The 26347-nt window shown below is 72.8% G+C and carries 20 protein-coding genes; 9 read left to right on the forward strand and 11 right to left on the reverse strand.

What is annotated here, in order from left to right:
* Positions 1–103: 103 nt before the first annotated feature.
* Positions 104–748 (reverse strand): ATP-binding protein, encoded by a 645-nt coding sequence (locus ACZ6RT_RS28580; protein WP_470157141.1) that lies wholly within the window; start codon positions 746–748, stop codon positions 104–106.
* Positions 745–954 (reverse strand): DUF5999 family protein, encoded by a 210-nt coding sequence (locus tag ACZ6RT_RS28585; RefSeq protein ID WP_344906661.1) that lies wholly within the window; start codon positions 952–954, stop codon positions 745–747. Before ACZ6RT_RS28585 ends, ACZ6RT_RS28580 begins: the two co-directional genes overlap by 4 nt.
* Before the next feature lie 523 nt (positions 955–1477).
* Between ACZ6RT_RS28585 and ACZ6RT_RS28590 the strand changes: the two genes are divergently transcribed.
* The gene (locus ACZ6RT_RS28590) at positions 1478–3157 is read left to right on the forward strand and encodes a CHAP domain-containing protein (protein ID WP_470157142.1); all 1680 of its coding nucleotides are present in this window, start codon (positions 1478–1480) and stop codon (positions 3155–3157) included.
* A 49-nt stretch (positions 3158–3206) separates the two neighbouring features.
* Here the strand turns inward: ACZ6RT_RS28590 and ACZ6RT_RS28595 are convergent, their stop codons facing one another.
* Together ACZ6RT_RS28595 and ACZ6RT_RS28600 are read right to left on the reverse strand one after the other, a co-directional pair.
* Positions 3207–4922, reverse strand: coding sequence for a trypsin-like peptidase domain-containing protein (locus tag ACZ6RT_RS28595; protein WP_399196546.1), 1716 nt, complete (start codon positions 4920–4922; stop codon positions 3207–3209).
* Positions 4923–5232: 310 nt separating this feature from the next.
* On the reverse strand, positions 5233–7473 hold the full coding sequence (locus tag ACZ6RT_RS28600; protein ID WP_399196545.1) for an MMPL family transporter: 2241 nt from the start codon (positions 7471–7473) through the stop codon (positions 5233–5235).
* A 124-nt stretch (positions 7474–7597) separates the two neighbouring features.
* Between ACZ6RT_RS28600 and ACZ6RT_RS28605 the strand changes: the two genes are divergently transcribed.
* Positions 7598–8146 (forward strand): TetR/AcrR family transcriptional regulator, encoded by a 549-nt coding sequence (locus ACZ6RT_RS28605; protein WP_399196544.1) that lies wholly within the window; start codon positions 7598–7600, stop codon positions 8144–8146.
* Positions 8147–8178: 32 nt separating this feature from the next.
* On the opposite strand, the gene ACZ6RT_RS28610 is transcribed toward ACZ6RT_RS28605, so the two are convergent.
* Positions 8179–10320 carry a protein kinase domain-containing protein gene (locus tag ACZ6RT_RS28610; RefSeq protein ID WP_470157143.1) on the reverse strand — a complete coding sequence of 714 codons (2142 nt, stop codon included), beginning with the start codon at positions 10318–10320 and terminating at the stop codon, positions 8179–8181.
* Positions 10321–10687: 367 nt separating this feature from the next.
* Between ACZ6RT_RS28610 and ACZ6RT_RS28615 the strand changes: the two genes are divergently transcribed.
* Both ACZ6RT_RS28615 and ACZ6RT_RS28620 read left to right on the forward strand, forming a co-directional pair.
* Entirely contained in the window at positions 10688–11506 is an 819-nt protein-coding gene (locus ACZ6RT_RS28615) for a HipA family kinase (protein ID WP_470157144.1), read from the forward strand.
* Positions 11503–11880 carry a DUF3037 domain-containing protein gene (locus ACZ6RT_RS28620; protein WP_399196541.1) on the forward strand — a complete coding sequence of 126 codons (378 nt, stop codon included), beginning with the start codon at positions 11503–11505 and terminating at the stop codon, positions 11878–11880. Before ACZ6RT_RS28615 ends, ACZ6RT_RS28620 begins: the two co-directional genes overlap by 4 nt.
* Positions 11881–12049: 169 nt before the next feature.
* On the opposite strand, the gene ACZ6RT_RS28625 is transcribed toward ACZ6RT_RS28620, so the two are convergent.
* The 4 genes from ACZ6RT_RS28625 to dxr form a co-directional block, all read right to left on the reverse strand.
* Positions 12050–12892 (reverse strand): GNAT family N-acetyltransferase, encoded by an 843-nt coding sequence (locus ACZ6RT_RS28625; protein WP_399196580.1) that lies wholly within the window; start codon positions 12890–12892, stop codon positions 12050–12052.
* A 56-nt stretch (positions 12893–12948) separates the two neighbouring features.
* Entirely contained in the window at positions 12949–14580 is a 1632-nt protein-coding gene (locus ACZ6RT_RS28630) for an alpha/beta hydrolase (RefSeq protein WP_470157145.1), read from the reverse strand.
* Between the two features lie 411 nt (positions 14581–14991).
* Entirely contained in the window at positions 14992–16161 is a 1170-nt protein-coding gene (gene ispG, locus ACZ6RT_RS28635) for a flavodoxin-dependent (E)-4-hydroxy-3-methylbut-2-enyl-diphosphate synthase (RefSeq protein ID WP_344906688.1), read from the reverse strand.
* A gap of 34 nt (positions 16162–16195) precedes the next feature.
* On the reverse strand, positions 16196–17380 hold the full coding sequence (gene dxr / locus ACZ6RT_RS28640) for a 1-deoxy-D-xylulose-5-phosphate reductoisomerase (protein WP_399196538.1): 1185 nt from the start codon (positions 17378–17380) through the stop codon (positions 16196–16198).
* Between the two features lie 389 nt (positions 17381–17769).
* Here dxr and ACZ6RT_RS28645 point away from each other — a divergent pair, with 389 nt between their 5' ends.
* Both ACZ6RT_RS28645 and ACZ6RT_RS28650 read left to right on the forward strand, forming a co-directional pair.
* Positions 17770–18888, forward strand: coding sequence for a trypsin-like serine peptidase (locus tag ACZ6RT_RS28645; protein WP_470157146.1), 1119 nt, complete (start codon positions 17770–17772; stop codon positions 18886–18888).
* Between the two features lie 53 nt (positions 18889–18941).
* Complete coding sequence (locus ACZ6RT_RS28650) at positions 18942–20279, forward strand: trypsin-like serine peptidase (RefSeq protein ID WP_470157147.1); 1338 nt, start codon at positions 18942–18944, stop codon at positions 20277–20279.
* Positions 20280–20346: 67 nt separating this feature from the next.
* On the opposite strand, the gene ACZ6RT_RS28655 is transcribed toward ACZ6RT_RS28650, so the two are convergent.
* Positions 20347–21774 (reverse strand): aldehyde dehydrogenase family protein, encoded by a 1428-nt coding sequence (locus tag ACZ6RT_RS28655; RefSeq protein ID WP_470157148.1) that lies wholly within the window; start codon positions 21772–21774, stop codon positions 20347–20349.
* A gap of 213 nt (positions 21775–21987) precedes the next feature.
* Here ACZ6RT_RS28655 and ACZ6RT_RS28660 point away from each other — a divergent pair, with 213 nt between their 5' ends.
* Entirely contained in the window at positions 21988–22620 is a 633-nt protein-coding gene (locus ACZ6RT_RS28660; protein WP_344906703.1) for a TetR/AcrR family transcriptional regulator, read from the forward strand.
* Here ACZ6RT_RS28660 and ACZ6RT_RS28665 read toward each other — a convergent pair.
* Complete coding sequence (locus tag ACZ6RT_RS28665) at positions 22601–24400, reverse strand: PucR family transcriptional regulator ligand-binding domain-containing protein (RefSeq protein WP_470157149.1); 1800 nt, start codon at positions 24398–24400, stop codon at positions 22601–22603. The two genes, ACZ6RT_RS28660 and ACZ6RT_RS28665, sit on opposite strands and share 20 nt — an antisense overlap.
* Positions 24401–24490: 90 nt before the next feature.
* On the opposite strand from ACZ6RT_RS28665, the gene gabT reads away from it, so the two are divergent.
* Positions 24491–25855: a 4-aminobutyrate--2-oxoglutarate transaminase gene (gabT, locus tag ACZ6RT_RS28670; RefSeq protein ID WP_470157150.1), complete on the forward strand. Its 1365-nt coding sequence runs from the start codon at positions 24491–24493 to the stop codon at positions 25853–25855.
* Between the two features lie 241 nt (positions 25856–26096).
* A complete protein-coding gene (locus tag ACZ6RT_RS28675; RefSeq protein ID WP_399196532.1) occupies positions 26097–26339 on the forward strand; it encodes a hypothetical protein in 243 nt (80 codons plus the stop codon).
* Positions 26340–26347 lie beyond the last annotated feature (8 nt).

A 26347-nucleotide genomic window follows, 5' to 3' on the forward strand; every position in this document is an offset into this window, starting at 1 on the left:
GGGAGACCGGAGCCGGTGAGTGCGATGCTCACCGGCTCCGGCCTTCGGCGGGAGACGACGGGTCGGGGGACCCGCGCTCCGCCTCGGGGAGTGGCGGGTGGGTTCAGCCCTGCGCGGGGGACGCGGTGAGCTCGAACCAGACGGTCTTGCCGGTGGCGGTACGGGCGCTGCCCCAGCAGCAGGAGAGCAGTTCGAGCAGGTACATCCCGCGTCCTCGCTCGTCCTCGTCGCGCGCCCGGCACACCCGGGGCAGGGAGGGGTCGGCGTCCTCGACCTCGCCGCGCAGCATGCCGTCCGTGAAGTACAGGGCGAGACGGATGGCCCCCCGCGAGTGGCGCAGAGCGTTGGTGACCAGCTCGCTGACCAGCAGTTCGGCGACCTGGCTGTGCTCGTGCAGCCCCCAGCCCTCCAGGCAGTCACGGGTCATGTGACGTGCCCGGGGCACGGAGGAGGAGTCGGGGGCGAACAGGTGCCAGCGCTCCCGGACGACCGGGCGGCCGGGGTCCGTGGACGGCCGTCCGATGGACACCGGTGAGACGGCCTGCGGGCACGGCTCCGACGGTGTCGTGCCGTCCGCGTCGTCACGGGCGCACGAGGTGCCGAAGACGTGGACGGTCCCGGAGGCGTCGGCGATGCCGGACGTCCCGGTGGGGGCGGTCGCCTCGACGGCCGAGGCGGGGGGTGCGGGGGACGCGGGGGGTACGGGGGACGCGTCGAGGGTGTCGGCGACGCGGAGGGGGCCGCTCACGCCGCACGCCCCAGGGAGTCACGGTGCACGGGGATGCCGTGCACGGGGACGCTGCTCCCGTCCGGAAGGAGTGCTCCGGTGTCGTCGAAGACCACGACCCCGTTGCAGAGCAGGCCCCATCCCTGTTCGGGATGGAAGACCACCAGATGGGCGGCGTCGTGGTCGGGGGCGCTCGCCAGGGGACATCGAGGCTGGTGCTGACACATGGCTCGTACCTTCGATCCTTCTCCGCTTGCAGGAGCCTTTGCTGGATGAGACCAGCCTCTCGCACAAGCGATTCCTACACATGGGGACAAATACCTACATGACTACCCATATACCCCAAACAGGAGGAAAACTCGCAGAAAACCCCAGACTACCCGAGGTGTCGGGGAAGCGAAGGCCCGGGCCGACCGGGCGCGAGGCACTTTGGTAGATCTTTTGATGAAGAGGTTTGGTGGGGTGAAGTCCAAAATCGGCCGCTGACGTCGTTGTTTGTTCGATTCCGTGACCGTGGGTGACACGACGGGCACGCTAGTGTGTCGTAAATCCCCCTTTTGTCCGGGTAACCTCCCTCGTCACGGAAGACATCCGGTCAATGGCACCGCCACACGCGTCCCACCGCCCCCGCGGTCGGTCGTCGTGCACGTGCCGTCGTCCAACCTCGTCTCCCGGTGGCCGGGTCGCAGGGCGGAGCGACCGGACGCACGGCCGCCGGGGGTCCCCCTGATGCCTCACATGATTCCTGAGATGCAGAAGTTCATCGAGCTGCTCGAGAGCCAGCTCGGTTACTCCGAGAAGAGCGGCGGCTACACCAAGTTCGGCAGCTGGTACGGCAAGACCGTCGAGTTCGACGCCGACTACACCTCCGCGCCGTGGTGCGACATGTACCTGTCGTGGGCGGCCAAGCAGCTCGGCTACGAGGCCTGGGTGGGCCAGTTCGCCTACACCGTGTACCACGCCGAGTGGTTCCGGGAGCAGGACGCCTGGGGGACCACCCCCAAGCCCGGCGCCATCGTCTTCTTCGACTGGGGCGGCTCCGACAGCATCGACCGCATCGACCACGTGGGGATCGTCACCGCGGTCGAGGGCGGCAGGATCCACACGATCGAGGGCAACATCGACGGCGGGGTCGCCAAGCGCAAGCAGCGCGAGACCGACAAGGTCGTCGGCTACGGGTACCCGGAGAAGATCAAGGCCCGGCTGGACAGGGAGGCCCGGCAGGAGACGATCCAGAACCCCGCCACCGTCAACGGCCCGGTCGGCCCCACCACCGACGCGCCCGGGCTCGTCGCCGTCGTCCCCACTCCCGCCCCCACCCGCTCCTCCACGGGTTCCGGTACGGGTTCCGGTACGACCAAGGCCTCCCCCAAGCACGCCAGGAAGCCCGCCGAGCAGGCCGGGGAGCAGGGCCACCGGCCCGCGGACGGCGACAGGACGTCCTCCTCCGAGAAGGGCGACACCCGCCCGGGCGACACCGCGGAGACGCCGAAGAGCACGACCGGGACCAAGGCCGGCGTCCAGGCCAAGGGCCCGGCCGTCGCGGGCCGTACCTCACAGGGCAAGCAGGGCAAGCACGCCAAGGCGTCCACCGCCGACACCAGCGCGCTCGCGACCACCCCCGTCGCCGCGAGCGGCGATCTCACCGGGTACACCCCGGAGCTCGGCACCCCCGCGGTGCTCGCACCGGTGCTGCTGGCCGCGGTCGCGATCCTCGCGCACACCAAGGCGAAGCAGTCGCGGCTCCGGTTCGCGGCCGCCGCCGAACGCGCCGTACCGGTCGCGCCCCCTCGCAGGTCCCCCGGCCGCCGCCGCGCTCCCGGGCGGCGCCGCATGCCGAGGAACGCGCCCGTCACGGCCCGTCTCGTCGGCAGGCCCCAGGAGCTCGTCCCGGCCACCACGTCGTTCACCCCGGCCGCGGCGGCCGAGTTCCCCGCGGTCACGGCCCCCGTCGACGTCCTGGAGGAGACGAGGGCACGGACCCCGCGCGACGACCGTGCCCGCGCGCCCTACCAGGGCAGGCGCCGCCTGCACGAGCGTCCCGTGGTGGAGTCGTCCACCTTCGTCCAGGACGCCCCCCTGCGCGGCCGCCGTCATCGGCGCAGCGACTCCATGGTCAGCACGACCATCGCGGCCGGCCCGGCCGGGCCCGCCCCGTCCACCACCTCCGCCGTGCCCGCCCGCCCCGCCTCGCCGGGAGGTCCCCGGGTGCCGGCCGGTCCCGCCGTCCCGACCGTGTCGGCGCGTTCGGCCGCGGTGGGCCACCCGGCCTCCGCGCCGGGAGCGACCGCCGTGTCCGTCCCCGCGCCGCACGAGGGCCGGGGCCGTCCCGTCACCCGGACCGGACCGTACGCGCCGCCGGCCGAGTCCGGCGACATCCTCGTGCACAGCGGCTACCGGGGACGCCGCCGGGCGAGGGTCCCCGCCTAGGGACGTCGCCCGGCCCCGGCCGGATCGGGCACCGGGCCGGGCGGAGACGTCAGCGGTGGTCGGGCGGGCGCTGTGCCATGCTCCGGCGCAGCTCCTCCAGCTCCGCCTCCAGCCCGGCGATCCGGGTGTCGGCCCCGGGGCCTGCCGGACCCCGCCGGGGCTGCTCGGAACCGTACGGCGACCGCGGCCGTACCGCCCGGGTGTCCCCGGGCGCGCCCGGATACGGGTGGGCCGGCTGCTGCTGCGGGTACGGGTGCTGCGGAGCCCCGTACGGCTGCGCCTGCGGCGGGTACTGCCCGTGTCCCGGCACCGGATGGCCGGGCCCGGCCCCGTAGGGAGCCGGCGGGAACGGGGCCGCTCCCCTGGCCCGGCGCCTGCCCCTGGCGACCGCGACGATCGTGCCGATCACGAACAGCGCGGCCAGCCCGCCCCCTCCCCACAGCAGCCACGGCAGGATCGGCGTGCCGCTCTCGTCCTTGCCCGCCGTGATGGCCTGCTGGGAGTCGCGGATGTACGTGGCGACGTAGGGGTGGCTCGGCTGGAGCGCCTGCACCTCGCGGAACCTGGGCAGCGCGTCGGAGTACCTGTTCCGGAAGAACAGGTCGAGCGCCTCGTTGTACGCCGTCGTCGTCGCCGACCGGGCGGGCTTGATGTTCTTCTCGTTCAGCTTCTCCTTGACGACGCTGACCGGCAGCACGAAGCTCTCACCCTCGGTGGAGCCGCCGTCCTGCTGGATCAGGCCGCCGACGAGGATGCCGATGACCTTGCCGTTCCTGCCGAACACCGGCCCGCCCGAGTTGCCGGGGTAGGACGGCGCCTGGGTCTGGATGTACGGCACGCCCTCGGGGGTCTGGCGGGTGGCGTTGTAGGGGCCCTCGGTGAAGGCCGGGTCCAGCTTGGACTCGATGTTGAAGATCGAGGTCTGCGTCACCGTGCCGGGGAACCCGCTGATGTAGAGGGTGTCGCCGACCCGGACGTCGGAGTCCTCGCCCAGCGGCACGGTCGGCAGGTTGCTCTGCCCGTTGGCCTTGAGGATCGCGACGTCCTTGCCCGGGTAGACCGTGCCCTTGGCCACCAGTTCGAGCGGCACCGTCTTGGTGGTCTTGTCGACGCCCCCGCCGGGCAGGCTCTGCAGCAGCGAGAGCGAGCTCTGGACGTTGCGGATCTTGATGTTGTCCGCGTTCCAGACCTGGAAGATCTTCGCCGCGGTCCGCAGGATCTCCTCGTCGGAGGCCACGTCACCGAGCTCGGCGACCAGGTCCGCGGCGTCCTTCTCGTTGATCTTCGTGAGGGCCTGGGTGGCGAAGGTCTTCGCCAGCGCGGTCTCCTCCTGGCCGACGCAGTGCGCCGCGGTGACCATGTAGCCGTCCGGCGTGACCCACCAGCCGGTGCAGAGCCCTCCGGCCGTCGCCTCGACGACCCGCTCCCGCCCGCCGGGCGAGAAGTAGCGGCCCGGGTTCTTGGCCATCTGCTGCACGACCCAGCGGTAGATGCTCCTCTCGTCGGAGGAGATCTTGCCGGTCTGTACGGCGGCGACCCCCTGCTGGGTCAGTCCCTTGATCGCGTCCAGGTTCGCCACGGGCGTCGGCACCGCCACGTCGGCCGTGTAGGAGACCGAGGTCAGCTGGACGGCCGGGTGCGTCCTGGCGGCCAGCCACGTCCCGACGGGGACGTCGACCTCTTCGGGTTGCGCCGTCGCGGTACCCGGCAGTGCCAGTGTGCCCGCCAGCACCAGGCCCGTCACGGCGCCGATTCTTGCCCACATCTGCGTACTCTCCCCAAACTCGCTTCCCGGGGCGAGAGCATGACGGGAGCGACTTGAGGGGCACTTGGAAGCGACTGGGAGAGGTACCGGACGCTCCCGCGGCACACGCGGGCCGTTCCGGGACAGGCGTCCGGGAGACGCCCGGCGGGACGGTCGAGGCGTCTCCCGGACGCGACCGGCCCCTCAGGCGTAGACCGGTCCCCCGGCGACCGGGCCCTCAGAAGGCGTGACCGGCCCTTCAGAGGTCCCTCAGGAGGTGTGACCGGGCACTCAGAAGGCGTGACCCCCTTCAGAAGGCGCGAGCGGCCTCTCAGGAGGCGTGGCCGGCCCCGACGAGCTCCCGGCGCGGCTCCGGCTCCTCCTCGTCCTCCTCCTCGTGGCCCTCCACGGAGAGGTTCGGCAGGATGCGGTCCAGCCACGGAGGACACCACCAGTTGAACCTGCCCAGCAGCACCATGGTCGCCGGGACCAGCAGGCCCCGGATGATCGTGGCGTCCACCGCGATGGCCACCGCCAGCCCGACGCCGAAGATCTTGACCATGGGGTCGGGGTAGGCGATGAAGGCCACGAAGACCGCGACCATGATCAACGCGGCGGAGGTGATGACCCGGCCGGTCGAGCCCAGCCCCTCGGCCACCGCCCTGCGGTTGTCGCCGTGCCTGAGGTAGGCCTGGCGCACCGCGGTGAGCAGGAAGACCTCGTAGTCCATGGACAGGCCGAACAGGATCGCGAACAGCATCAGCGGGATGTAGCTGTCGATCGGCACCGTGAAGAAGATCGTGCTCAGGTAGGAGCCGTCCGTGCTGACCGGCGGGTCCATGCCGACCAGGCCGCTGCCCAGCCCCAGGGAGAACACCAGCGACAGCGCGCCGAACGCGGCGCCGAGCGAGACCAGGTTCATCAGCGCGGCCTTGATCGCCACGACCGGCGAGCGGAACGCCAGGAGCAGCAGCAGCGCGCTCAGCAGGATCACCACGCCGACGACCAGGGGCGTGCGGCCGGCGATCCTGTCACCGGCGTCGGCCATGCCGGCGACCTTCCCTCCCACGTGCACCTGGGCGCCGGGGACGTCGAGCGCGCGTACCGCCTGGACCACCTCCAGGGCGCGGGGGTCGGCCGGGGCGTAGTCGGGGATCGCCTGCAGCAACGCCGCCGTACCGCCCTTGTTGAGGACCGGGTCGGTGACGTGGGCGACCCCGTCGACGTCCGCGACGCGGTCCTTGAGGAGCTGCAGCACGGCCGGGGCGGGCTCGCGGTCCACGACCCTGACGTCCAGGTCCGCCACCACGACCAGCGGCCCGTTCATGCCGGGCCCGAACCCGGCCTGCAGCAGCTCGTACGCGCGCCGCGTGTCGGTGCCCCGGTCGCTGTAGCCGTCGTCGAGCGTGCCCAGCCTCATCGCCAGGGCGGGCGCGGCCAGCGCGCCCAGCAGGGCGACGCTGAGCGCGAGCACGGTCCAGGGGCGCCTGGCCACCCACAGGCCCAGCCCGGTCCAGCCGGAGGAGCCGTGGTTGCCCCGGCGTCCCAAGAACGGCAGGCGCAGCGCGTTGACGCGGTGCCCGAGCAGGCCGAGCAGCGCGGGGACCAGGGTGACCGAGGTGAACACCGCGGCGACGACCGAGATGCCGGTGATCCAGCCGAGCGTCTGCAGCAGGGGGAAGCCCGCGAGCAGCAGCGCGCTGAGCGCGATGATCACCGTGCCGCCGGCGAACACCACGGCGCCGCCCGAGGAGGCGACCACCCGGCGGACCGCCTCGTGGACCGGCACCCCGTCGGCCAGCAGCTTGCGGTACCTGCTGAGCAGGAAGAGCGCGTAGTCGATGCCGACGCCGAGGCCGATCATCGTCGCCATGATCGACGCCTGCTTGGGCACGTCCAGCAGGTGGCCGAGCAGGCTGATCACGCCGAGACCGGTCGCGATGCTGATCAGCGCGACGAAGATCGGGATCATCGCGGCGACCAGGGTGCCGAACGCGAGCAGCAGGACCAGCAGCGCGCAGACGATGCCGATGATCTCACTCGTCCCGGTCTTGATCTCCTTGTCCGCCGGGTTGGACGAGTCGGCCGGAACCGCCTCGATGCCCGCCTGCCGTACGGGCTCGACCGCCTCGGAGACGAGCTTCGTCGTCTCGCTCCGCGTGGCGGAGCCGCCCTCCTCGAGCTTGACGGTGATGAGGCCGATCTCCAGGCTGGGCGCCAGACCGCCGACCCGGTAGGGGGTCTTCACCTCGGCCACGTTCGGCACGTCGCGGACCTGGTCCACGGCGCGTTCCACCGCGCGTTTCCTGGACTTCGCGGTGAGCGCGCCGTCAGGCGAGTAGAGGACCATCTGGAAGGTGCCACCGGTCTTGTACTCGGAGCCGAAGCCCTCCTTCATCAGGTCCAGGGCCCGCTGCGCGTCGGTCCCGGGAATGCTGGTGTCGTTGCTGGTGGGCCCGGGAAAGAACACCGAGCCCGCGGTCAGCAGCACCGCCGCCGCCACCCACAGCGCCAGCACCGCCCTTCCGTGCCACGCGCACCAGCTTCCCAACCGCCCCAGCAAACCAGACATCGATGTCCGCCCCGTATGAATGTGAAATGTGCCTGAAACATCGTCCTGTACGGTCGTACAAACCGACGATATAAGGGTATGCGGGTATATTGCGAAACGGTGCGGACGGCGTGGGAATGAGACGATGACCACACTTGACCCTGGAAGCGACACACGCGACCGGATCCTGGACGCCGCCCGGCGGCTGTTCGCCGAGCGCGGCTACGCGGCGACCTCGCTGGCCGACATCGCCTCGGCCGTGGGCCTGACCAAGACGGCCGTCGCCTACCACTTCCATCCCAAGGACCGGCTGGCCACGGAGCTCATCTCACCGGCCAGCGAGGACATCGTGGGCCTGCTCGAAGGCGACTTCGACGACGACCGGGCCTTCGTCGAGGCCCTGGTGACCTTCATCGTGCGGCACCGGGCGATCATCCGGTTGATCATGGAGGACATCAACACGGCCGACGACGCGCCGCCCGGCTCCCCCGGTGAGGCCCTGCGCGCCTTCCGCGACCGGATCTACCGGCGCCTGGCCGGGTCCGACCCCGGCCCCGAGCGCAGGGTCCGTGCGTGGGCCCTGCTGGGCTCGCTCCAGTACGCGGTGGTCAAGACGATCGACCTGTCCGAGGAGGAGGTCAGGACGACCCTGCTGACCGCCGCGCTGGCCTCCTTCGAGTCCGGGTCCCGCTGATCACCGGCTCACCGGGCCGTCGGCTCACCCGCTCACCCCGAGGGGACGGCGTTGCCGGGAACGGTCTCCGGCGCGTTCGTGGGACTCGGTGGCGCGTCGGTCTGCCCGGGATCGGGTTCCCGGGTCGGTTCCGGTCCGGGCCCCGGGCCGGTCTGGCTCCTGACACCGACCGTGATCACGATCGTCGCACCGGGCCGGGCACAGGCGCCGGGCGCCGGGCTCTGCGCCAGCACCATGCCGTCCCGGGCCGGGTCGGTGACCAGTCGCGCCCGGCTCCGTACCGCGAAGCCCGCACCGCCCAGCGTGTTCGAGGCGTCGGTCGCGCCCTGACCGGTCACCGGTGGCACCGGGACCCCGTACCGGGAGACGACCAGCGTCACCGCGCTGCCCGCAGAGACGCTCGCGCCCGCGCCGGGGGTGCTGGCGAGCACCTGTCCGGCGGGCTGTTGCGAGCAGCGCCTGCCGACCCCTCCGACGACGAGCCCGGCCCGCGTCAGCGCCGCCTGGGCCTCGCGCCTGGCGAGACCGATCAAGGTGGGCACCCGGGTCCCCGCGGACACCTCCAGGTCGACCCTGCCCTCCCTGGACAGCGCGGTCCCGGCGACCGGCGAGCTCCCGACCACCTGCCCGACGGGCCGGTCGGAGGAGACGCTCCTGACCGTCCCGGGGACCAGCCCGGCCTTCTTGATCAGGGCCGCCGCCTCGGAACGATCCAGTCCGACGAGCACGGGCACGACCACCGTGGTCACCGGGGGCGGCAGCGGCGAGGACCTGACGCCCTCGGCGCGCGGGGGCCCGGCCGAGGGCCGTGGAAGGCGGCCGGGCGAGGGGCTCGTCCTGTCCGGCCGCGGCGTGCTCTCCGTCTGCGGGCCGACCTCCACCACGGGGAGGGCGGAGCGGTGCCGCGGGTCCGGCGGGGCCGCACCGCTCAGCGCCGGGACCAGGACCCCCACCAGCACGGCCGCGCTGATCAGCAGTGCCCCGGAGACCGCGACCGAGGCCCTGGTGGCCGCCCGGCCCGGATGGGTCCTGGGCTCGTCGGACTCCCCGTCGCCGAAGGACGCGAACCGGCCGGACCGGCCCGGCGGGATCGGTGGGCCCGGCCGGGAGAGGCGGCCGGAGGAGAGGGAGGCCGCCCGGGAGGGGCCGGAGGAGAACCCGTCCGAGGAGAGACCACCGGCCGAAAGGCCCTCGGACGGGAGGCTCTCGGACGGGACCGGGGGGACCGGCGGTGAGGAGAGGGCGACCGGGCCCATGAGACCGGACCCGTCCGACCTGACGGACCTGCCGGACGCGCCGGGACCGGCGGACCCTCCGAAGGAGGCCGCCCGGCCGGGGATGGCCCCGGCGCCGAGCACCGACCGGTTGACGTCGTCGCCGAGCAGCGCGAGCAGCAGCTCCCGGCTGTCGGGCCGGTTGCGGGGGTTCTTGTCCAGGCAGTCGGCCACCAGCGCGCCCAGCAGCCCGTCGAGCCGTCCCAGCTGCGGGGACGCGGTGAGGATCCGGTTCAGCACGGCCGCTATGGAGTCCTGGCCGAAGGGGGCGTGGGCGTTGGCGGCGAAGCACATCGTGGCGCCCCAGGCGAAGACGTCGGCCGCCGGGGCGATCTCGGCGCCCTCCACCTGCTCCGGCGCCATGTAGGCGGGGGTGCCCGCGCCGCGTCCGCTCTGGGTGGCCGCCGCGTCGAGCGCCCTGGCGAGCCCGAAGTCGATGACCCGGGGCCCGTCGGGCCCGAGCAGCACGTTCTGCGGCTTGAAGTCGCGGTGCACGATCCCGGCCCGGTGGATGGCCGCCAGCGCGGTGGCCGTGCCGATGGCCAGGCGCTCCAGCCTGCCTCCCTCGTGGGGACCGCTGACCGCGACCTCGCGGTGCAGCGACGGGCCGTCGACGTACTCGCTGACGATGTAGGGCCGTTCGCCGTCCAGCCCCGCGTCGATCACCTGGGCCGTGCAGAACCGGGCCACCTGCTTGGCGAGCTCGACCTCGCGCAGGAAGACCTCCGAGTCCTCCCCCAGCGAGCCGTGCAGGAGCTTGATCGCGTAAGGCTCCGAACCGGTGTCGGGGCGCACCCCGACATAGACCACCCCCTGGCCTCCCTCTCCGAGGCGCCCGATGATCTCGTACTCACCGAGCGTCGCCGGATCCCCCGTCTTGAGCGGCTGCGCATACGGCACGCGAGCCTCCCCTCGCCGCCACCCTTCTCACTCAAGAAGAAGGATCGCCCAGAGTCAACGGGGATGAAGGTCTTGTGTCCCTCACCGTGACACTCATGTGATGCTCAGGCCAGGACAAGACATGGCACACCATCCGAATCGCCCTGGAGGACGGCCGGCCCCCGGGCGGGCGCGGTCCGGCCGCCGTTCCGCCGGCAAGGGCGTCACCGGCACGACGGCCGCCCCCGGTGCCCCCGGTGCCCCCGAGGAGACGGCACGGCGACGGTGTCGGGTTCGAGGTCCCCCTGGAGCGTCCCGTCGAGGAGGTCGTCCCCGCGATGTGAGGACGCCGCACGGACACCGCGGGCCGAACCGGTAGCCTGGCCGGGTGCTCGAAGAGATCAAGGCCACCCGTTACGTGACGCCCCTGCGCGAGGGCGGCTCGCTCCCCGGGATCATGGAGGCGGACGACCTCGGCACCCACGTCGTGAAGTTCCGCGGCGCCGGGCAGGGCCGCCGCGTCCTGGTCGCGGAGATCGTCTGTGCCGGGCTGGCCCGCCGCCTCGGCTTCCGCACGCCCGAGCTGAAGGTGATCGACGTCGATCCGCAGCTGGGCGCCCGCGAGCCCGACGAGGAGATCCAGGACCTGCTCAAGGCCAGCGAGGGCAACAACCTCGCGGTCGACTTCCTGCCGGGCGCGCTGGGCTTCGAGCCGCTCACCCGGCCGCCGGAGGCCGGCTTCGCCTCCCGGCTGCTCTGGTTCGACGCGCTGATCCACAACGTCGACCGCAGCTGGCGCAACCCGAACCTGCTGCTCTGGCACGGCGACACCTGGCTGATCGACCACGGCGCCGCGCTCTGGTTCCACCACAACTGGCCCGCCGCCGACCCGCTGCGCCCCTTCGACGCGGACGACCACGTGATGGCCCCCTTCGCCACCCGCCTGGACGAGGCCGACGCCGAGCTCAGCGTGACGATCACCAGGGACCTGCTCGACGGGGTGGTGGACGACGTGCCCGACGAGTGGCTGGAGGACGAGCCGGGGTTCGACGGCGCCCAGGCCGTGCGGCAGGCGTACGTCGACCACCTGCTGACCCGCGCCCAGGGGCCGCGCACCTGGCTGCCCGGGCCGTCCGGTCAGGGCCCCCGGCAGGAACGAGAGAAGGGGACCGGCTCGGTGGGCGCGTTCTGGAAGGACAACCGGTGAAGGACGTCTACGAGTACGCGGTCATCCGGGTCGTCCCCCGGGTGGAGCGCGGCGAGCTGATCAACGCCGGCGTGCTGCTCTACTGCCAGCCCCGCGGCTACCTGTGCGCCCGGGTCGAGCTGGACGAGGCACGCCTGCGCGCCCTCGACTCCGGCGTGGACCTGGACGGGGTACGCGACGCGCTCGGCGCCTACCGGCTCTCCTGCGACGGCGAGGCCGGGCCGCTGGCCGCCGAGCCCCTGGGCGGCCGGTTCCGCTGGCTGACCGCGCCGCGCAGCACGATCGTGCAGACCGGGCCGGTGCACGCCGGGCTCACGGCCGACCCGGAGGCGGAGCTGGAGCGCCTGGTGGCCCACCTGGTCCGCACGCCCTGAGAGCGTTCCCGAAGGGGTCCCGCGACCGGGTCTTCGTACGGGTCCTCACGGGGAGGTCTTCACGCGAGGTCTTCATGCCCGGATCTTCATGCCGAGGGCTTCGCGCGGGGTCTTCGCGCGGGCCGGGCGTCACGAGGGCCCGGGACGGGAAGTCCGAGCGCGGGAAGGCTCAGAAGAGCACCGACATGAAGGTGCCGACCTCGACGAAGCCCGCCCTGCGGTAGGCGGCCCTGGCCGGGGCGTTGTAGTCGTTGACGTACAGCGAGACCACCGGCGCGAAGTAGTCGAGCGCATGGTTGATCACCGCGGCCATCCCGGCCACCGCGTGGCCCCGGCCGCGCAGGTCGGGATGGACCCACACGCCCTGGATCTGGCAGACCTGCGGCGTCACCGCGCCCACCTCGGCCTTGAAGACCACCCTGCCGCCCTCGATACGGGCGTAGGACCTGCCGATCCTGATCAGCTCGGCGACCCGGGACCGGTAGAGCGCCCCGCCGTCCCCGGCGTCCGGGGAGACGCCCACCTCCTCGGTGAACATCGCCACGCAGGCCGGCAGCAGGATGTCGAACTCGTCCGGCCGGACGCGCCGTACCAGCGGGTCCGGCGCGACGGGGGACGGCTCGGTGGCGACCATGACCGGCTGCGCCCAGCGGATCGCGCGGGCGGACCCCCAGTAGGGCTCCAGCCGCTCCCAGAGCAGCTGGACCGCCTCGGCGGGGCCGACGATCGAGGAACAGCGTCGGCCCTGTTTGCGCGCGCGGTCGGCGAAGGCGTAGACGGCGTCCGTCCCGGCGTTGACCGGGACAAGGTTCGCCCCGGCGTAACAGACGGAGGTCAGGCCGCCGCGCGGCCCGAATCCCCACATCTGGCCACCGAGCCTGGCCGGATTGAGCCCGACCGAGCGGACCCTGGAGGCGACGAAGACGTTGCCGACGGGGTCGGTGTCCAGAAGCGCCAGGACCTCGTCCCGATCGTTGTCGTCGAGCACGCGCGACGCCGTTGTGCGCAGCATCACGTGCTCAGCCTACGCGACCCCCTCGATTTTGGCAGGAACCGACACAGAGCGACTCATCTACTGCTCAGGTGACTCCCCGGTACCGCGTGACCGGCGGGCACCCGCATCGGGACGGACGCGCCCGCCGGGACCGGGGCGGGGACTCCGGGGCACCGGGCGTCGGGAGCGCCCGCGCTCCGGCGGCCTCCACCGGGCAGCGTGCCGTCCCGGAGATAGGCGGCCAGGCGCCGGTCGACGCAGGCGTTGCCGTTGAGCGCGACGCCGTGGTTCCCGCCCGGCACGGTCAGCAGCCGGGAGGTGCGCAACAGCTCGCGCATCCGCAGCGCTCCCTTGTACGGGGTGGCGGCGTCGCGCTCACCCTGGATAAGCAGGACCGGCGGCAGGCCGTCGCCGCGCACCTGCACCGGGGTGCCGCCCCGCTCGGGCCAGAACGCGCACGGCGCGTTGTACCAGGCGTTGGGCCAGGTCAGGAAGGGAGCACGGGCGTTGGCCCTGGTCATGTCGGTGCGCCAGCGCGCCCAGTCGCGCGGCCAGGGGGCGTCACGGCACTCCACCGCGAGGTAGACCGCGTAGCTGTTCTCGTCCTTGGCGTCGTTCTCGGCGTGCTTGCGGTAGGCGCCGAGCAGCGGGGCCGGGTCGCGCCGCTTGACGTAGGCGGAGAACGCCTTGGCCAGCTGCGGCCACACGGCGTCGGAGTAACCGCCGACGGTGTAGATGTCGTCGAGTTCGCTCGGCCCCACCACTCCCTGGGCCGGGCGGCCGGCCAGCCGCTCCCGCATGGCGTACCAGGCCGCCGAGACCGCCCTCGGGGTGGTGCCGAGCCGGTAGACCGGGTGGTGGCGGGCCACCCACCTGAGGAAGTCCTCGTGCCTGTCCTCGAAGGCGATGCTCTGCGCCAGGTTCGAGCGGTACCAGACGTCGCGCGGGTCCACCACGCTGTCCAGGACGAGCCGCTTGAGCCGGTCGGGGAAGAGCGTGGCGTAGACCGCGCCGAGATAGGTCCCGTACGAGTACCCCATGAAGCTGATCTTCGACTCGCCGAGGGCGGCCCTGATCATGTCCATGTCCCTGGCCGAGTTCTCCGTGGTCATGTGGGGCAGCATCCAGCCCCACCGGGTGCCGCACGCCTCGGCGTACTCGCGGGCGCGTTCGAGCAGCACGCCCTCCTCGCGCCGGGTGTCCGGGACCTGGTCGGGGCGGGGCGCCCGGTAGAACGTCCGCGAGTCCGCGCACGTGAGGGCGGGGTCGCTGGCCCCGACGCCGCGCGGGTCGAAGCCGACCACGTCGAACCGGCCCGCCACCCCCTGCGGCAGCCCCGCCACGACCGCCTTGGCCAGGTCGCGGCCGGACGCGCCGGGACCGCCCGGGTTGACCAGCAGCGTGCCCAGATGACCGCGGGAGGCATGGCCCCTGATCCGGTTCAGGGCGATGCCGACGGTCCGGGACGGGTCGTCGTAGTCGAGCGGCACCCTGAGCGTGGCGCACTCGATCCGGACGGGCCGCGCCCCGGGCAGGACTGCGGTGAGATGGGCCCTGCCGTCCCGGCACGGCCCCCACACCAGCGCCTGCCTCTGCTGAGCCGCTGTCGGCGCCTGCCTCTCGGAGGCCGCCGCTCCCTGCGGCACCCCCAACGCGGCGACCAGCATCCCGATGCCCGCGGCAATTCCGGCGACCCTCTTCTTCACTGTTCCGATCCCCCCACTCGTACGGCAGAGGCGATGGTCTCCCGCTCGGCGGCACGATCACCCGTGACACAACCGGATGCCTGCCAAAGTGTAGTCAGATGATTGCTAAGTGTAACGACGGGGTGGGTGACGACACGGAACGCCTGCCGGGAGCGGATCCCGGGCACGGGAGGGCGGAGGGATCGTCGGGAACGGACGAGGCTCCGGGCCGCAGGGCCCGCGTACACCCGGCGACGTCCCCGGAGGGTCAGTCAAGGCCCACGGGCCCGCGGAACGAGAAGGGCCCGCCGGGACGAGAGCCTGGCGGGCACCGAACTAAGCACTGAAGGAACGCGGGAGGATCGAGCGGGGGCGGCCCGCTGGGCACGAGCCCCGTCGGGCAGGGGCGCGGGCCGCGCCCCTGCGGACGTCTCAGCCGACGACCACCTGGGGTCCGGTGGTCTCCTCGTCGTCGAGGTCGACCTCCACGCCCATCGCCTCGGCCAGGCGCAGCGCCTCCTCGATCAGGGTCTCCACGATCTGCGACTCGGGGACGGTCTTGATGACCTCTCCCTTGACGAAGATCTGGCCCTTGCCGTTGCCGGAGGCGACGCCGAGGTCGGCCTCGCGGGCCTCACCGGGACCGTTGACGACGCATCCCATCACCGCGACGCGCAGCGGGACCTTCAGCCCCTCCAGACCGGCCTGGACCTGCTCGGCCAGGGTGTAGACGTCCACCTGGGCGCGCCCGCAGGAGGGGCAGGAGACGATCTCCAGGCCGCGCTCGCGCAGGTTGAGCGACTCCAGGATCTGGTTGCCGACCTTGACCTCCTCGACCGGCGGGGCCGACAGCGACACCCGGATGGTGTCGCCGATGCCCTCGGCGAGCAGGGCGCCGAACGCCACCGCGGACTTGATCGTGCCCTGGAAGGCCGGGCCCGCCTCGGTGACGCCCAGGTGCAGCGGGTAGTCGCAGCGGGCGGCGAGCAGGCGGTAGGCCTGGATCATCACGACCGGGTCGTTGTGCTTGACGGAGATCTTGATGTCGCGGAAGCCGTGCTCCTCGAACAGGGAGCACTCCCACAGCGCCGACTCCACCAGCGCCTCGGGGGTGGCCTTGCCGTACTTCTGCAGCAGGCGCGGGTCGAGGGAGCCGGCGTTGACGCCGATCCGGATCGGCACGCCCCGGTCGGCGGCGGCGCGGGCGATCTCACCGACCTTGTCGTCGAACTTCTTGATGTTGCCGGGGTTGACCCGGACGGCCGCGCAGCCCGCGTCGATCGCGGCGAAGACGTACTTCGGCTGGAAGTGGATGTCGGCGATCACCGGGATCTGCGACTTCCTGGCGATGATCGGCAACGCGTCGGCGTCGTCCTGGGACGGGACGGCGACCCGGACGATCTGGCAGCCCGAGGCGGTCAGCTCGGCGATCTGCTGGAGCGTGGCGTTGATGTCGGCGGTGACCGTGGTGGTCATCGACTGGACGGAGACCGGCGCGTCCCCGCCCACCGGGACGGAACCGACCATGATCTGACGGGACGTGCGTCGCTCGGCGATCGGCCTGGTCCTTACGGACGGGATTCCTAGAGCAACAGAAGTCATTTTCAGCCCTTGAGAGTGGACGACGCTCACCAGTCTAGGCAGTCCCGGTGAGCTCGCGTGCCCGTATCCTCGCCCACGCGTCCGCGTCGAGCACCTCGGCCACCGAACCGGCCTCGGTGACGGTGTGCTCGGTGACCACCGAGGCCACGGTGTCGACGATGCCCAGGAAGGGCAGGCGCCCGGCCAGGAAGGCCTCGACGCAGACCTCGTTGGCGGCGTTGTAGACGGCCGGGGCCGTGCCCCCGGCCCGGCCGACGTGCCGGGCGAGCGCGACCGCGGGGAACGCCTCGTCGTCGAGCGGCTCGAACGTCCAGGTGTGGGCGGCGGTCCAGTCGACCGGCCGGGCTGCGTCCGCGACCCGCTCGGGCCAGCCGAGGGCCAGCGCGATGGGCAGGCGCATGTCGGGCGGGCTGGCCTGGGCGATGGTCGAGCCGTCGACGAACTCCACCATCGAGTGGATGACCGACTGGGGGTGGACGACGACCTCGATGCGGTCGAAGCCGATGTCGAAGAGCAGGTGGGCCTCGATGACCTCCAGCCCCTTGTTGACGAGTGTGGCGGAATTCACCGTGATGACCGGCCCCATGGACCAGGTGGGGTGGGCGAGGGCCTGCTCGGGGGTCACCTCCGACAGGTCCGCGCGCGGCCTGCCCCGGAAGGGCCCGCCGCTGGCGGTGACCACCAGCCTCCGTACGGCCCGCGCGTCCGGGCCGCCGGGTCCGGCCGCCCACAGGCACTGGGCCAGGGCGGAGTGTTCGGAGTCCACCGGGATCAGGCTGCCGGGCTTGGCCAGGCGCTTCACCAGCGGCCCGCCCACGATCAGCGACTCCTTGTTGGCGAGCGCGAGCACCCGTCCCGCCTCCAGCGCGGCCAGCGTGGAGGTCAGCCCGAGGGCGCCGGTGATGCCGTTGAGCACGATGTCGGCGGGCCAGGCGGCGGCCTCGGTCACCCCCTCGGGGCCGGCCAGCACCCGCGCGTCCACCCCGTGCGCGGCCAGGGCGGCCCTCAGCCCGGGCACCGCCGAGGGGTCGGCGACGGCGACCACCTCGGGCCGGAACTCGGCCGCCTGGCGGGCCAGCAGGTCGACCCGGCCCCCTCCGGCGGCCAGGGCCGCCACCCGGAACCGGCCGGGGGCACGGGCGATGACATCGAGGGACTGGGTCCCGACGGAGCCGGTCGAGCCCAGCAGGACGACGGAACGGACGGTGTCTGGTTGCACCGCCCCATTCTCCCGGCTGTGACGGCACTGTCGAATCGGCCGGACCCGGATTCCCGGATCACCCGGACCCGTCACCCGGACCCGCGCGATCACCGGGACCTGCGGGACCTGCGTGATCGGCGCGGCCCGCGGGACGTGCGGTCCGGGAGGGCGGACGGACCGTTCCGGCGGACCGGATCGGCGGGTGATTCTGTGATTTCTGAAACTCACGATAAAAGGGAATATTTAAGTCTGAATCTCCCTATATCAATACTTCGGATTTTGAGAAATGCATATGTACCGCCCGTTAGCGTCCCGGACAGCACCGAACTCGGGAGGTATGTATGCGGCGCAATGCACGATTTGTCCCTGTCCTTGGCCTGGTCGCGGGGGGCACCCTGCTCTCCACGGTGATCGCCTCAGGCGCCATCGCCGCCACCGGCACGGACGCCGGTACGGACAACGCCAGGGCCACCGGCACGGCCCTGAGCGCCGGCGCGGACAGGGGCACGGCCGCACCGGGCACCACCGGGAGCACGGCCCGGGGCACGGGAGACAGGACGGGAGACAGGACGGGCCGCGCCGGTACGGCACGCGCCGTCCCCGAACCCGTCGAGAGGGAGGCGGCCGACACCACCGCCGAGCAGCGGAGCGTCAGGCGCTACTGGACCGGGGCGAGGATGGAGGCGGCCAAACCGCTCGCCGCCCTCGTCCCCAAGAAGGACGGCGCCCGGCTCACCGCGGCGGCGACCCGGGCCCAGGCCGCGGCCGACCCCGTCTCCGTACCCGCCACCACACCGGACGGCGAGACCGTCACGGCCGTCCGCGGGACGGCCGCCCGCCCCTCCAACGGCGCGCCGTGGACCCGCGGCGGGGCGATCACCACGACCACGGGCCGGGTGTTCTTCACCTACCAGGGCCGCAACGCCTCCTGCTCGGCGAGCGCGGTGACCAGCGAGAACAGGAGCACCGTGATCACCGCGGGACACTGCGTGCGAATGGGGGGCGCCTTCCACGGCAACTGGGTCTTCGTGCCGGGGTACCGCAACGGCGAGCGGCCCCACGGCACCTGGGTGGCCACCACGCTCTACACCACCCCCCAGTGGAACAACAGCGAGGACGTCAACCACGACGTGGCCTCCGCCGTGGTGGCACCGCTGAACGGCAGGTCGCTGACCGACGTGGTCGGCGGCCAGGGGATCTCCTTCAACCAGCAGCGCCGCCGGCAGATGCACTCCTTCGGCTATCCCGCGGGGGCCCCGTACGACGGCTCCAAGCTCGTCTACTGCGCCGGCCGCGCGTTCGACGACTTCATGATGACCCGCGACCTCGGGCTGAACTGCACCATGACCGGCGGGTCGAGCGGCGGCCCCTGGTTCCTCGACTTCGACGAGGGCACCGGGTCGGGCACCCTGAACTCGGTGAACAGCTTCAAGTACGGCTTCGCCGCCGGCTGGATGTTCGGGCCGTACTTCGGCACCGAGGCCCAGGCCGTCTACGACGCCGCGCAGACCACCGGCACCCCCTGAGATTCACCAAAAGTAACTACAAGAACACCCGGGGTAGTGCAAAATCGGATCCCATGACCCCGAGCCTCCCCCTGCTTGCGGCCGTCTCGCTCGTCGTCGGCCTGCTGAGCGCCCCGGTGACCGGCGCCACGGCCACCGGGCGGCCACCCCTGGACCGGACGGCCCCCGCGCGGGCGGCCGTCGGAGGGTCCCCGGCGTCCGGCGTTCCGGACGTGGCCGGGCGGTCCGGCGTTCCGGACGTGGCCGAGCACGTGCCCGTCCACACCGCCGCGGAACGGGAGCGTGTGCTCGGCTACTGGACCCCCCGCAGGATGGCCGCGGCGCTCCCCCTCGACCCGCTCGCGAAGGTCACCGGGGTGCTCCGGCGCCTCTCCGCCACGGCCGGGGCACGGCTCGTCCCCGCCCGGGGGCCGCACTCCCCCGTCTCCGGCGCCGTCACTCCCGGTCCCTCCGGTACCGGCTCCACCGGAACCGGAACCTCTGAGACCGGAGCCTCTGAAACCGGAGCCGCCGAAACCGACACCGCAGGGACCGGTGCCGTCGGAGCCGGTGCCGCCGAAACCGACACCGTCGGAACCGGAGCCGCTGGGAACGGCGCCCCCGCCACCCGCGCCGCGACGTCCCGCGCACCCGGGGCTCCGGGCTCCCCCGGTGCCCACGGCGCTCCCGGCGCTCCCGGCGCTCCCGGCGGGCTCGCCCTGCCGTCGCGTACCGCCGGGGCCCGCTGGACCGGGGGCGGCATGGTGGGGCGGACCACCGGGCGGGTCTTCCTGACCATCGGCGGGAGCGATTTCGTGTGCTCGGCCAGCTCGGTCAGGAGCGCCAACAGGGACCTGGTGGTGACCGCGGGCCACTGCGTCAAGGACGGCGCCGGCGCGTGGGCCGACAACTGGACCTTCGTCCCCGGCTACGCCCAGGGCCGCCGCCCGTACGGGCAGTACACCGCGCGCCGCATGTTCGTCGCGGGCCCCTGGTCGCGCAAGGGCGACGACAGCCACGACATCGGCATGGTGGCGGTCGGCACCAGTGGCGGCAGGCACCTCGGCGACGTCGTGGGAGGCCAGAACATCGCCTTCGGCACGCCCAGGGGACGCCCCACCAGCGGTTTCGGCTTCCCGGCCGACACTCCCTACGACGGCGAGCACCTGGTCTACTGCGCGGGGCCGCTCCGCGACGACCCCAACGGGCAGACCACCGGCCAGGGCATGCGCTGCGACATGACCGCCGGATCCAGCGGTGGCCCCTGGCTGACCGGGTTCGACGCCTCCACCGGCCGCGGCACGATCGTCTCGGTCAGCAGCTTCAAGTACAGCGACGACCGCCGCACCATGTACGGCCCCTACTTCGGCGGCTCCGCCAGGGACCTCTACGTCGCGGCGGGCAGGGCCTGAGCCGGTCGCGGCCCGCTCCGCGCTTCCCGTCCGGACCCGCCCGAAGGGCCGCCGAAACCACGACCGCTCAGAGGGTCAGCCCGGTGAGGACCATGACCTTCTCGTAGGTGAGGTCGGCGATGGCCGAGCGGATGCCCTCGCGGCCCACGCCCGAGTCCTTGACCCCGCCGTAGGGCATCTGGTCCGCCCGGTAGGACGGCACGTCGCCGATGATGACACCGCCGACCTCGAGTTCCCGGTTGGCCCGGAAGGCGATGTCCAGGCTGCGGGTGAAGACCCCGGCCTGCAGGCCGTAGCGGGAGTCGTTGACCGCGGCGAACGCCTCGTCCACGCCGGAGACCCGCTGGACGATCATGACGGGGCCGAAGACCTCCTCGCGGGAGACCTTGGCGTCGGCCGGCACGTCGGCCAGGACGGTCGGCGCGACCGTGGCGCCGTCGCGGGTACCGCCGGTCAGCAGGCGAGCGCCCGCGGAGACGGCCTCGCTGACCCAGCGCTCCACGCGTTCGGCGGCCTCGACCGAGACCAACGGGCCCACCTGCGTCTTCTCGTCGGCCGGGTCACCGGTCACCAGGGCCTCTACGGCCGGGACGAGCCGGGCCACGAAGTCGTCGTGCACCGACTCCTCGACGATCACCCGCTGGACGGCGATGCAGCTCTGGCCGGCCTGGTAGTTGGAGAACAGCGCGATCCGCGAGGCGGCCCGGTCGAGGTCGGCGTCGGCGAGCACGACCGCGGCGGCGTTGCCGCCGAGCTCCAGCGTCACGTGCTTGCGCGGCACCTGATCCATGATCGCGTACCCCACGGGGGCCGAGCCGGTGAAGGAGACGACCGGCAGGCGCGGGTCCCCGGTCAGCGTCCCGGCCCGGTCGTTGGGCACCGGGAGCACCGAGAACATGCCCTCGGGCAGGTCGGTCTCGGCCAGGATCTCCCCCAGCACCAGGGAGGAGACCGGCGTCGCCGGGGCGGGCTTGAGGACGATCGGGGCACCGGCCGCGATGGCCGGGGCCACCTTGTGCGCCACCAGGTTCAGCGGGAAGTTGAACGGGGTGATGCCCAGCACCGGGCCGTACGGGACGCGCGAGACGTAGGCGAGGCGGCCGGCGGAGGCGGCCTCGGTGTCCAGGCGGACGGTCTCCCCGCTCAGGCGGCGGGTCTCCTCGGCGGCGAACCGGAAGGTGGAGACCGCGCGGCCGACCTCGCCGCGGGCCCAGAAGACCGGCTTGCCGTTCTCCGCGGTGATCAGGCGGGCGATCTCGTCGGCCCGCTCGGCCAGGCGGCGCGAGACGTGCGCGAGCGCCTCGGCCCGTACGTGGATCGGGAGCGCGGCCGCCTCCTTGCGCACGGCCGCGGCCGCGGCCACGGCCTCCTCGACCTGCTCGGGGGTCGGCACGGAGCAGACGGCGACGACGCGGCCGTCATGCGGGTTGGTCACGGTGAGCTCGGCGTCGCCCGTGACGGGGCGGCCGGCGAGCCAGAAGGGGCGCACGTCCATACCCCGACGCTATGTCACCGGTGGGCGGGCGGCTCTGCTCCACTCCGCACAACGGACCCGTGACCGCGCGCCGTTCCGCATAAAAACCGCTGTGTGCCCGCCCTGTAACGAAAACGCCTGCATTTAAGGATATTCCTCATAGGGGCCGGTTTGAATGATCTTCACTGTGGCTAAGTCACCGGATGGACCCCAGGAGCGGAAGGGCGTGGGCGCATGATCCCCTCGGCGCCACGCGGCCTTCAGGGCGCCTACCTGGTCGGCGAGCGGGCGTCACAGGACCGGTTGCGGATGCGGCTGCTCGACGTCGCCAGCCAGCTGCTCGTCACCATCGGCCCGGAGAGCCTGTCGATGCGCCGCATCGCCACCGAGGCGGGCTGCTCGACGACCGTCATCTACACGATGTTCGGCAGCAAGGAGGGCCTGGCCGAGGCGCTCTACCTGGAGGGTTTCGAGCGCTTCCGGCGTCGCCTGGAGGCCGTGCCCCCGCGCAAGAACGCCCTGGAGCACCTCACCGCGCTCGGTCCCGCCTACCGGGAGGCGGCGCTGGCCGAGCCCGGCTACTACGCCCTCATGTTCGAACGCGCCATCCCCGGCTTCGTGCCGAGCGAGCGGGCCAGGACCCTCGCCCGCGCGGCGCTGAACATCGTCGATCGGGTGATCGCCGACTGCATGTCGTCCGGGTACATCGTGCCCACCCAGCCCAGGAAGATCGCCGACGCCGTGTGGGCCGCCGCCCAGGGCGCGATCAGCCTGGAACGTGCCGGGCACCTGCGGGACGGCGGCACCTACGAGGCCGTGCTCCAGGCGGTGATCTCCCGGTACATGATCACTCCTCGCCGTCCCTGACGTCCGGCCGGGGCGCCGTGACGGCCAGGGCGACCCAGAGCTCGGCGCGGACGGCGGGGTCGTCCAGGTCGCGGCCGACGAGGTCGGCGACGCGGCGCATCCGGTAGCGCAGGGTGTGGCGGTGCACCCCGAGCCGTTGAGCCGCCGCGTCCCAGTGGCCGTTGCACTCCAGGTAGGCGCGGAGCGATCCCAGCAGGTCGGCGCGGGAGCCGTGCCCGACGAGCGGGGCGAGCAGCGCCGAGGAGAACGCCGCCGCCGTACCGGGGTCGATCAGGGAGAGCAGCCCCTGGCCCGCCAGGTCGGTGAAGCGCATCACCGGCGTGGTGCCGCGTCCGGCCGCGGCGAGCGCCCGCTCAGCCCGGACGAGACCGGCGCGCAGGTCGTCCGGGCCGGCCGCGTCGCCGATGCCGACCGGCCCGTGCCCGCCCAGCGCCACCGCCCCGGCGTCCGCGGCCGGGGCGGGCACGATCAGCACCACCCTGCCGGCGCCGGTCGCGTCCCGGTCGGCCGCGGCGAACCCGCCGGTCACGGCCTCCGCCGCCTCCAGCACCGCCTCCAGCACCGCCACCGGCCCCGCTCCCGACACCGCTCCCGCTCCCGGCACCGTCCCTGTCACCGCCCTCGGCCCCACCCCCGTCCTCGCGTCGGCCGCCGCTCCCGGTCCTGCCCCCGGCACCGTCCCCGTCGCCATGTCCGTCACCATGTCCGTCGCCGCCCTCGGCCCCACCCCCGTCCTCGCGTCGGCCGCCGCTCCCGGTCCTGCCCCCGGCACCGTCCCCGTCGCCATGTCCGTCACCATGTCCGTCGCCGCCCCCGTCGCCATGCCCGTCGCCGCCTCCGGCCCGGCGGGCGTGACGAGCACGGCCAGCGGCCCGCCGGGAAGCCCCTCCCCCAGCCGCTCCAGGGTCTCGCGTCCCGCCTCCACCTCACCGGCCAGCAGCAGCCGCAGCACCGCGGAGCGGACCCTGCGCTCCGCGGCCACGTGCTCCCCGCCGTGCTCGACGGCGAGCGTCAGCAGCGACCCGGCGGCGTTGACCACGGTGTGCGCGACCGGGGTGAAGGGCCGGCCGAGGCCGACGGCGAGGAATCCCCTGACCCGGCGCGCCCCGAGCGGCCGTACGACGATGTGCTCTCCCGGCGAGGACAGGGCCAGGCTGGTGGGCGCGCCACGGCGGCCGTCCCTGAGCCGTTCCAGCTCCGGGCCGAGCTCCCCGGCCGCGGCCGTCGCGCCCCGGCCCGCCGCGTGCCGCACCGCCCCGGCCCCGTCCAGCAGGACCGCCCAGCCGCCGAGTTCCCGGGCGAGGCGGTCGATCACCGCGCGCGGGCCCTCTGGCCGCAGGGCGGCGCGGGTGAGGCGGCCCTGGGTCGCGAAGGCACGGCTGAGCTCGTCGTACTGCTCGGCGGCGATCAGCTCGCTGACCGCCTTGCCGATCGCGACGAACGGGGTGTCACGCGGCACCTCGACCAGCGGCAGCCCGGCCCGCACGGCGGCCTCGACCAGCGCCGCGGGGATCACCTCGTGGCCGAGCCCGGTGCCGAAGCCGAGACCGGCCACGCCCCTGGCGACCAGGCGCTCGACGTAGCGGGCGGCGTTCGCGGCGTCCAGGCGCATGCCCGTGGTGAGGACCAGCTCGTCGCCCTCCAGGAACGGCGTGGGGTCCTCCAGCTCGCTGACCGCCACCCAGCGCACCGGCCGGTCGAGCGCCTCCCGCCCGGCGAGCACGTCCAGCCCCAGCGACGGCCGCCGTACGACGGTGCGCAGCGTCGGCAGCACGGCCACCCCCGTTTGTACGTTATGTAGAACAGCGTCCCGGCAATTTTGCCATAGTGCATCATCGGCACCCCGACATCGGCGACATACGTTCGCAGGATGAGCACCGTCACCAGCACCGCCGGTCAGGGCGGCCCCTCGCTTCCGCAGGAGCGCCGTCTCGTCACCGAGATCCCCGGCCCGAGGTCCCGCGAGCTGTTCGCCCGCAAGCGGGCCTCCGTGCCACCGGGCATCGGCACCACGCTGCCCGTCTTCGTGACGCACGCCGGTGGCGGTGTCGTCGTCGACGCCGACGGCAACTCGCTGATCGACTTCGGTTCCGGCATCGCGGTGACCGGCGTCGGCAACGCCGCCCCGCGCGTGGTGGAGCGGGTGCGCCGGCAGGTCGCCGACTTCACCCACACCTGCTTCATGGTCACCCCGTACGAGTCGTACGTGCGGGTCGCAGAGGAGCTGAACCGGATCACCCCCGGTGACCACGAGAAGCGGACCTTCCTCCTCAACAGCGGCGCCGAGGCCGTGGAGAACGCGGTCAAGGTGGCCCGTCACGCCACCGGCCGTCAGGCGGTCGTCGTCTTCGAGCACGGCTACCACGGCCGGACCCTGCTCACCATGACGCTGACGGCCAAGAACATGCCCTACAAGCACGGCTTCGGCCCGTTCGCCCCGGAGGTGTACCGGGTGCCGCTGGCCTACCCGTTCCGCTGGCCCACCGGCCCGGAGAACTGCGCCGAGGAGGCCGCCGCCCAGGCGATCGACAAGATCACCAAGGAGATCGGCGCCGGGAACGTCGCCGCCGTGGTGATCGAGCCGATCGCGGGCGAGGGCGGTTTCATCGAGCCCGCCCGGGGGTTCCTCCCGGCGATCCTGGAGTTCTGCCGGCGCAACGGCATCGTCTTCATCGCCGACGAGGTCCAGACCGGCTTCTCCCGTACCGGCGACCTGTTCGCCTGCGAGCACGAGGGCATCGTGCCCGACATCATCGTCACCGCCAAGGGCATCGCCGGCGGCCTGCCGCTGGCCGCCGTCACCGGCCGCGCGGAGATCCTCGACAGCGTCCATGTGGGCGGGCTGGGCGGCACCTACGGCGGCAACCCGCTCGCCTGCGAGGCGGCGCTGGGCGTGCTGGAGACCATCGAGGCCGAGGACCTGACCGGCAGGGCCCGGCGGATCGGCGAGACCATGCTGCCCCGGCTGCGCGCCCTGGCCGAGCGCAACCCGGTGATCGGCGACGTACGCGGCCGGGGGGCGATGATCGCCATCGAGCTGGTGGTGCCCGGCACCACGGACCCGCACCCCACCGCGGCGGCCGAGATCGCCGCGAGGTGCCACGCCGAGGGACTGCTCGTGCTGACCGCGGGGACCTACGGCAACGTGCTGCGTTTCCTGCCCCCGCTCGTCATCCCCGACCACCTGCTGGAGGAGGGACTGGCGATCCTGGAGAAGGCGGTGAACGAGACGTGACGGTTTAGACCCCACCAAAAGGGGCACCCGGCTTGACGCCCGGTGCCCCTTTTGCCGTTATACGGCCTGCATGCAGGCCGTGATTTAACCACCGCTTGACACCGGCCACAGCGATCACGGGTCATGACCGCGTTATAACGGTTCCGATGTGAAAGTGCGCGATCAAGACAGAAAACGTGTCGACCTCCTCCCCACGGCCGCACCGGGGAGCAGCTCGAGGTCTCCACACGGAGGGATTCAGATGAACTGGGGGCCGACCAGAACGGCACACGTGACGATGACCTTCGACCCTGAGGGGCTGACCCGCACCCAGCGTGAGGGCGACGCCTGCGTGGCCTGCCACAAGAAGTGGCCGCGCCCGCGGATCAGGATCGGCCGGCTGCCCGACGGCACGGCCCTGTTCGCCTGCCCGGAGTGCGCCGACGCGCTGCTCCCGCAGCAGGGCGACAACCACTCCCGTCCCCGCCGCGCCGCCTTCTTCTGACGACGGCG

The organism is Streptosporangium sp. NPDC050148 (genome assembly GCF_055586505.1).

Bases quoted from the DNA above. Each gene is read 5' to 3' on its own strand.
- ACZ6RT_RS28585 (WP_344906661.1), bottom strand. From the start codon at position 954: ATGTGTCAGCACCAGCCTCGATGTCCCCTGGCGAGCGCCCCCGACCAC.
- ACZ6RT_RS28590 (WP_470157142.1), top strand. From the start codon at position 1,478: ATGCAGAAGTTCATCGAGCTGCTCGAGAGCCAGCTCGGTTACTCCGAG.
- ACZ6RT_RS28595 (WP_399196546.1), bottom strand. From the start codon at position 4,922: ATGTGGGCAAGAATCGGCGCCGTGACGGGCCTGGTGCTGGCGGGCACA.
- ACZ6RT_RS28600 (WP_399196545.1), bottom strand. From the start codon at position 7,473: ATGTCTGGTTTGCTGGGGCGGTTGGGAAGCTGGTGCGCGTGGCACGGA.
- ACZ6RT_RS28605 (WP_399196544.1), top strand. From the start codon at position 7,598: ATGACCACACTTGACCCTGGAAGCGACACACGCGACCGGATCCTGGAC.
- ACZ6RT_RS28625 (WP_399196580.1), bottom strand. From the start codon at position 12,892: ATGCTGCGCACAACGGCGTCGCGCGTGCTCGACGACAACGATCGGGAC.
- ispG (WP_344906688.1), bottom strand. From the start codon at position 16,161: ATGACTTCTGTTGCTCTAGGAATCCCGTCCGTAAGGACCAGGCCGATC.
- ACZ6RT_RS28650 (WP_470157147.1), top strand. From the start codon at position 18,942: ATGACCCCGAGCCTCCCCCTGCTTGCGGCCGTCTCGCTCGTCGTCGGC.
- ACZ6RT_RS28655 (WP_470157148.1), bottom strand. From the start codon at position 21,774: ATGGACGTGCGCCCCTTCTGGCTCGCCGGCCGCCCCGTCACGGGCGAC.
- ACZ6RT_RS28660 (WP_344906703.1), top strand. From the start codon at position 21,988: ATGATCCCCTCGGCGCCACGCGGCCTTCAGGGCGCCTACCTGGTCGGC.
- gabT (WP_470157150.1), top strand. From the start codon at position 24,491: ATGAGCACCGTCACCAGCACCGCCGGTCAGGGCGGCCCCTCGCTTCCG.
- ACZ6RT_RS28675 (WP_399196532.1), top strand. From the start codon at position 26,097: ATGAACTGGGGGCCGACCAGAACGGCACACGTGACGATGACCTTCGAC.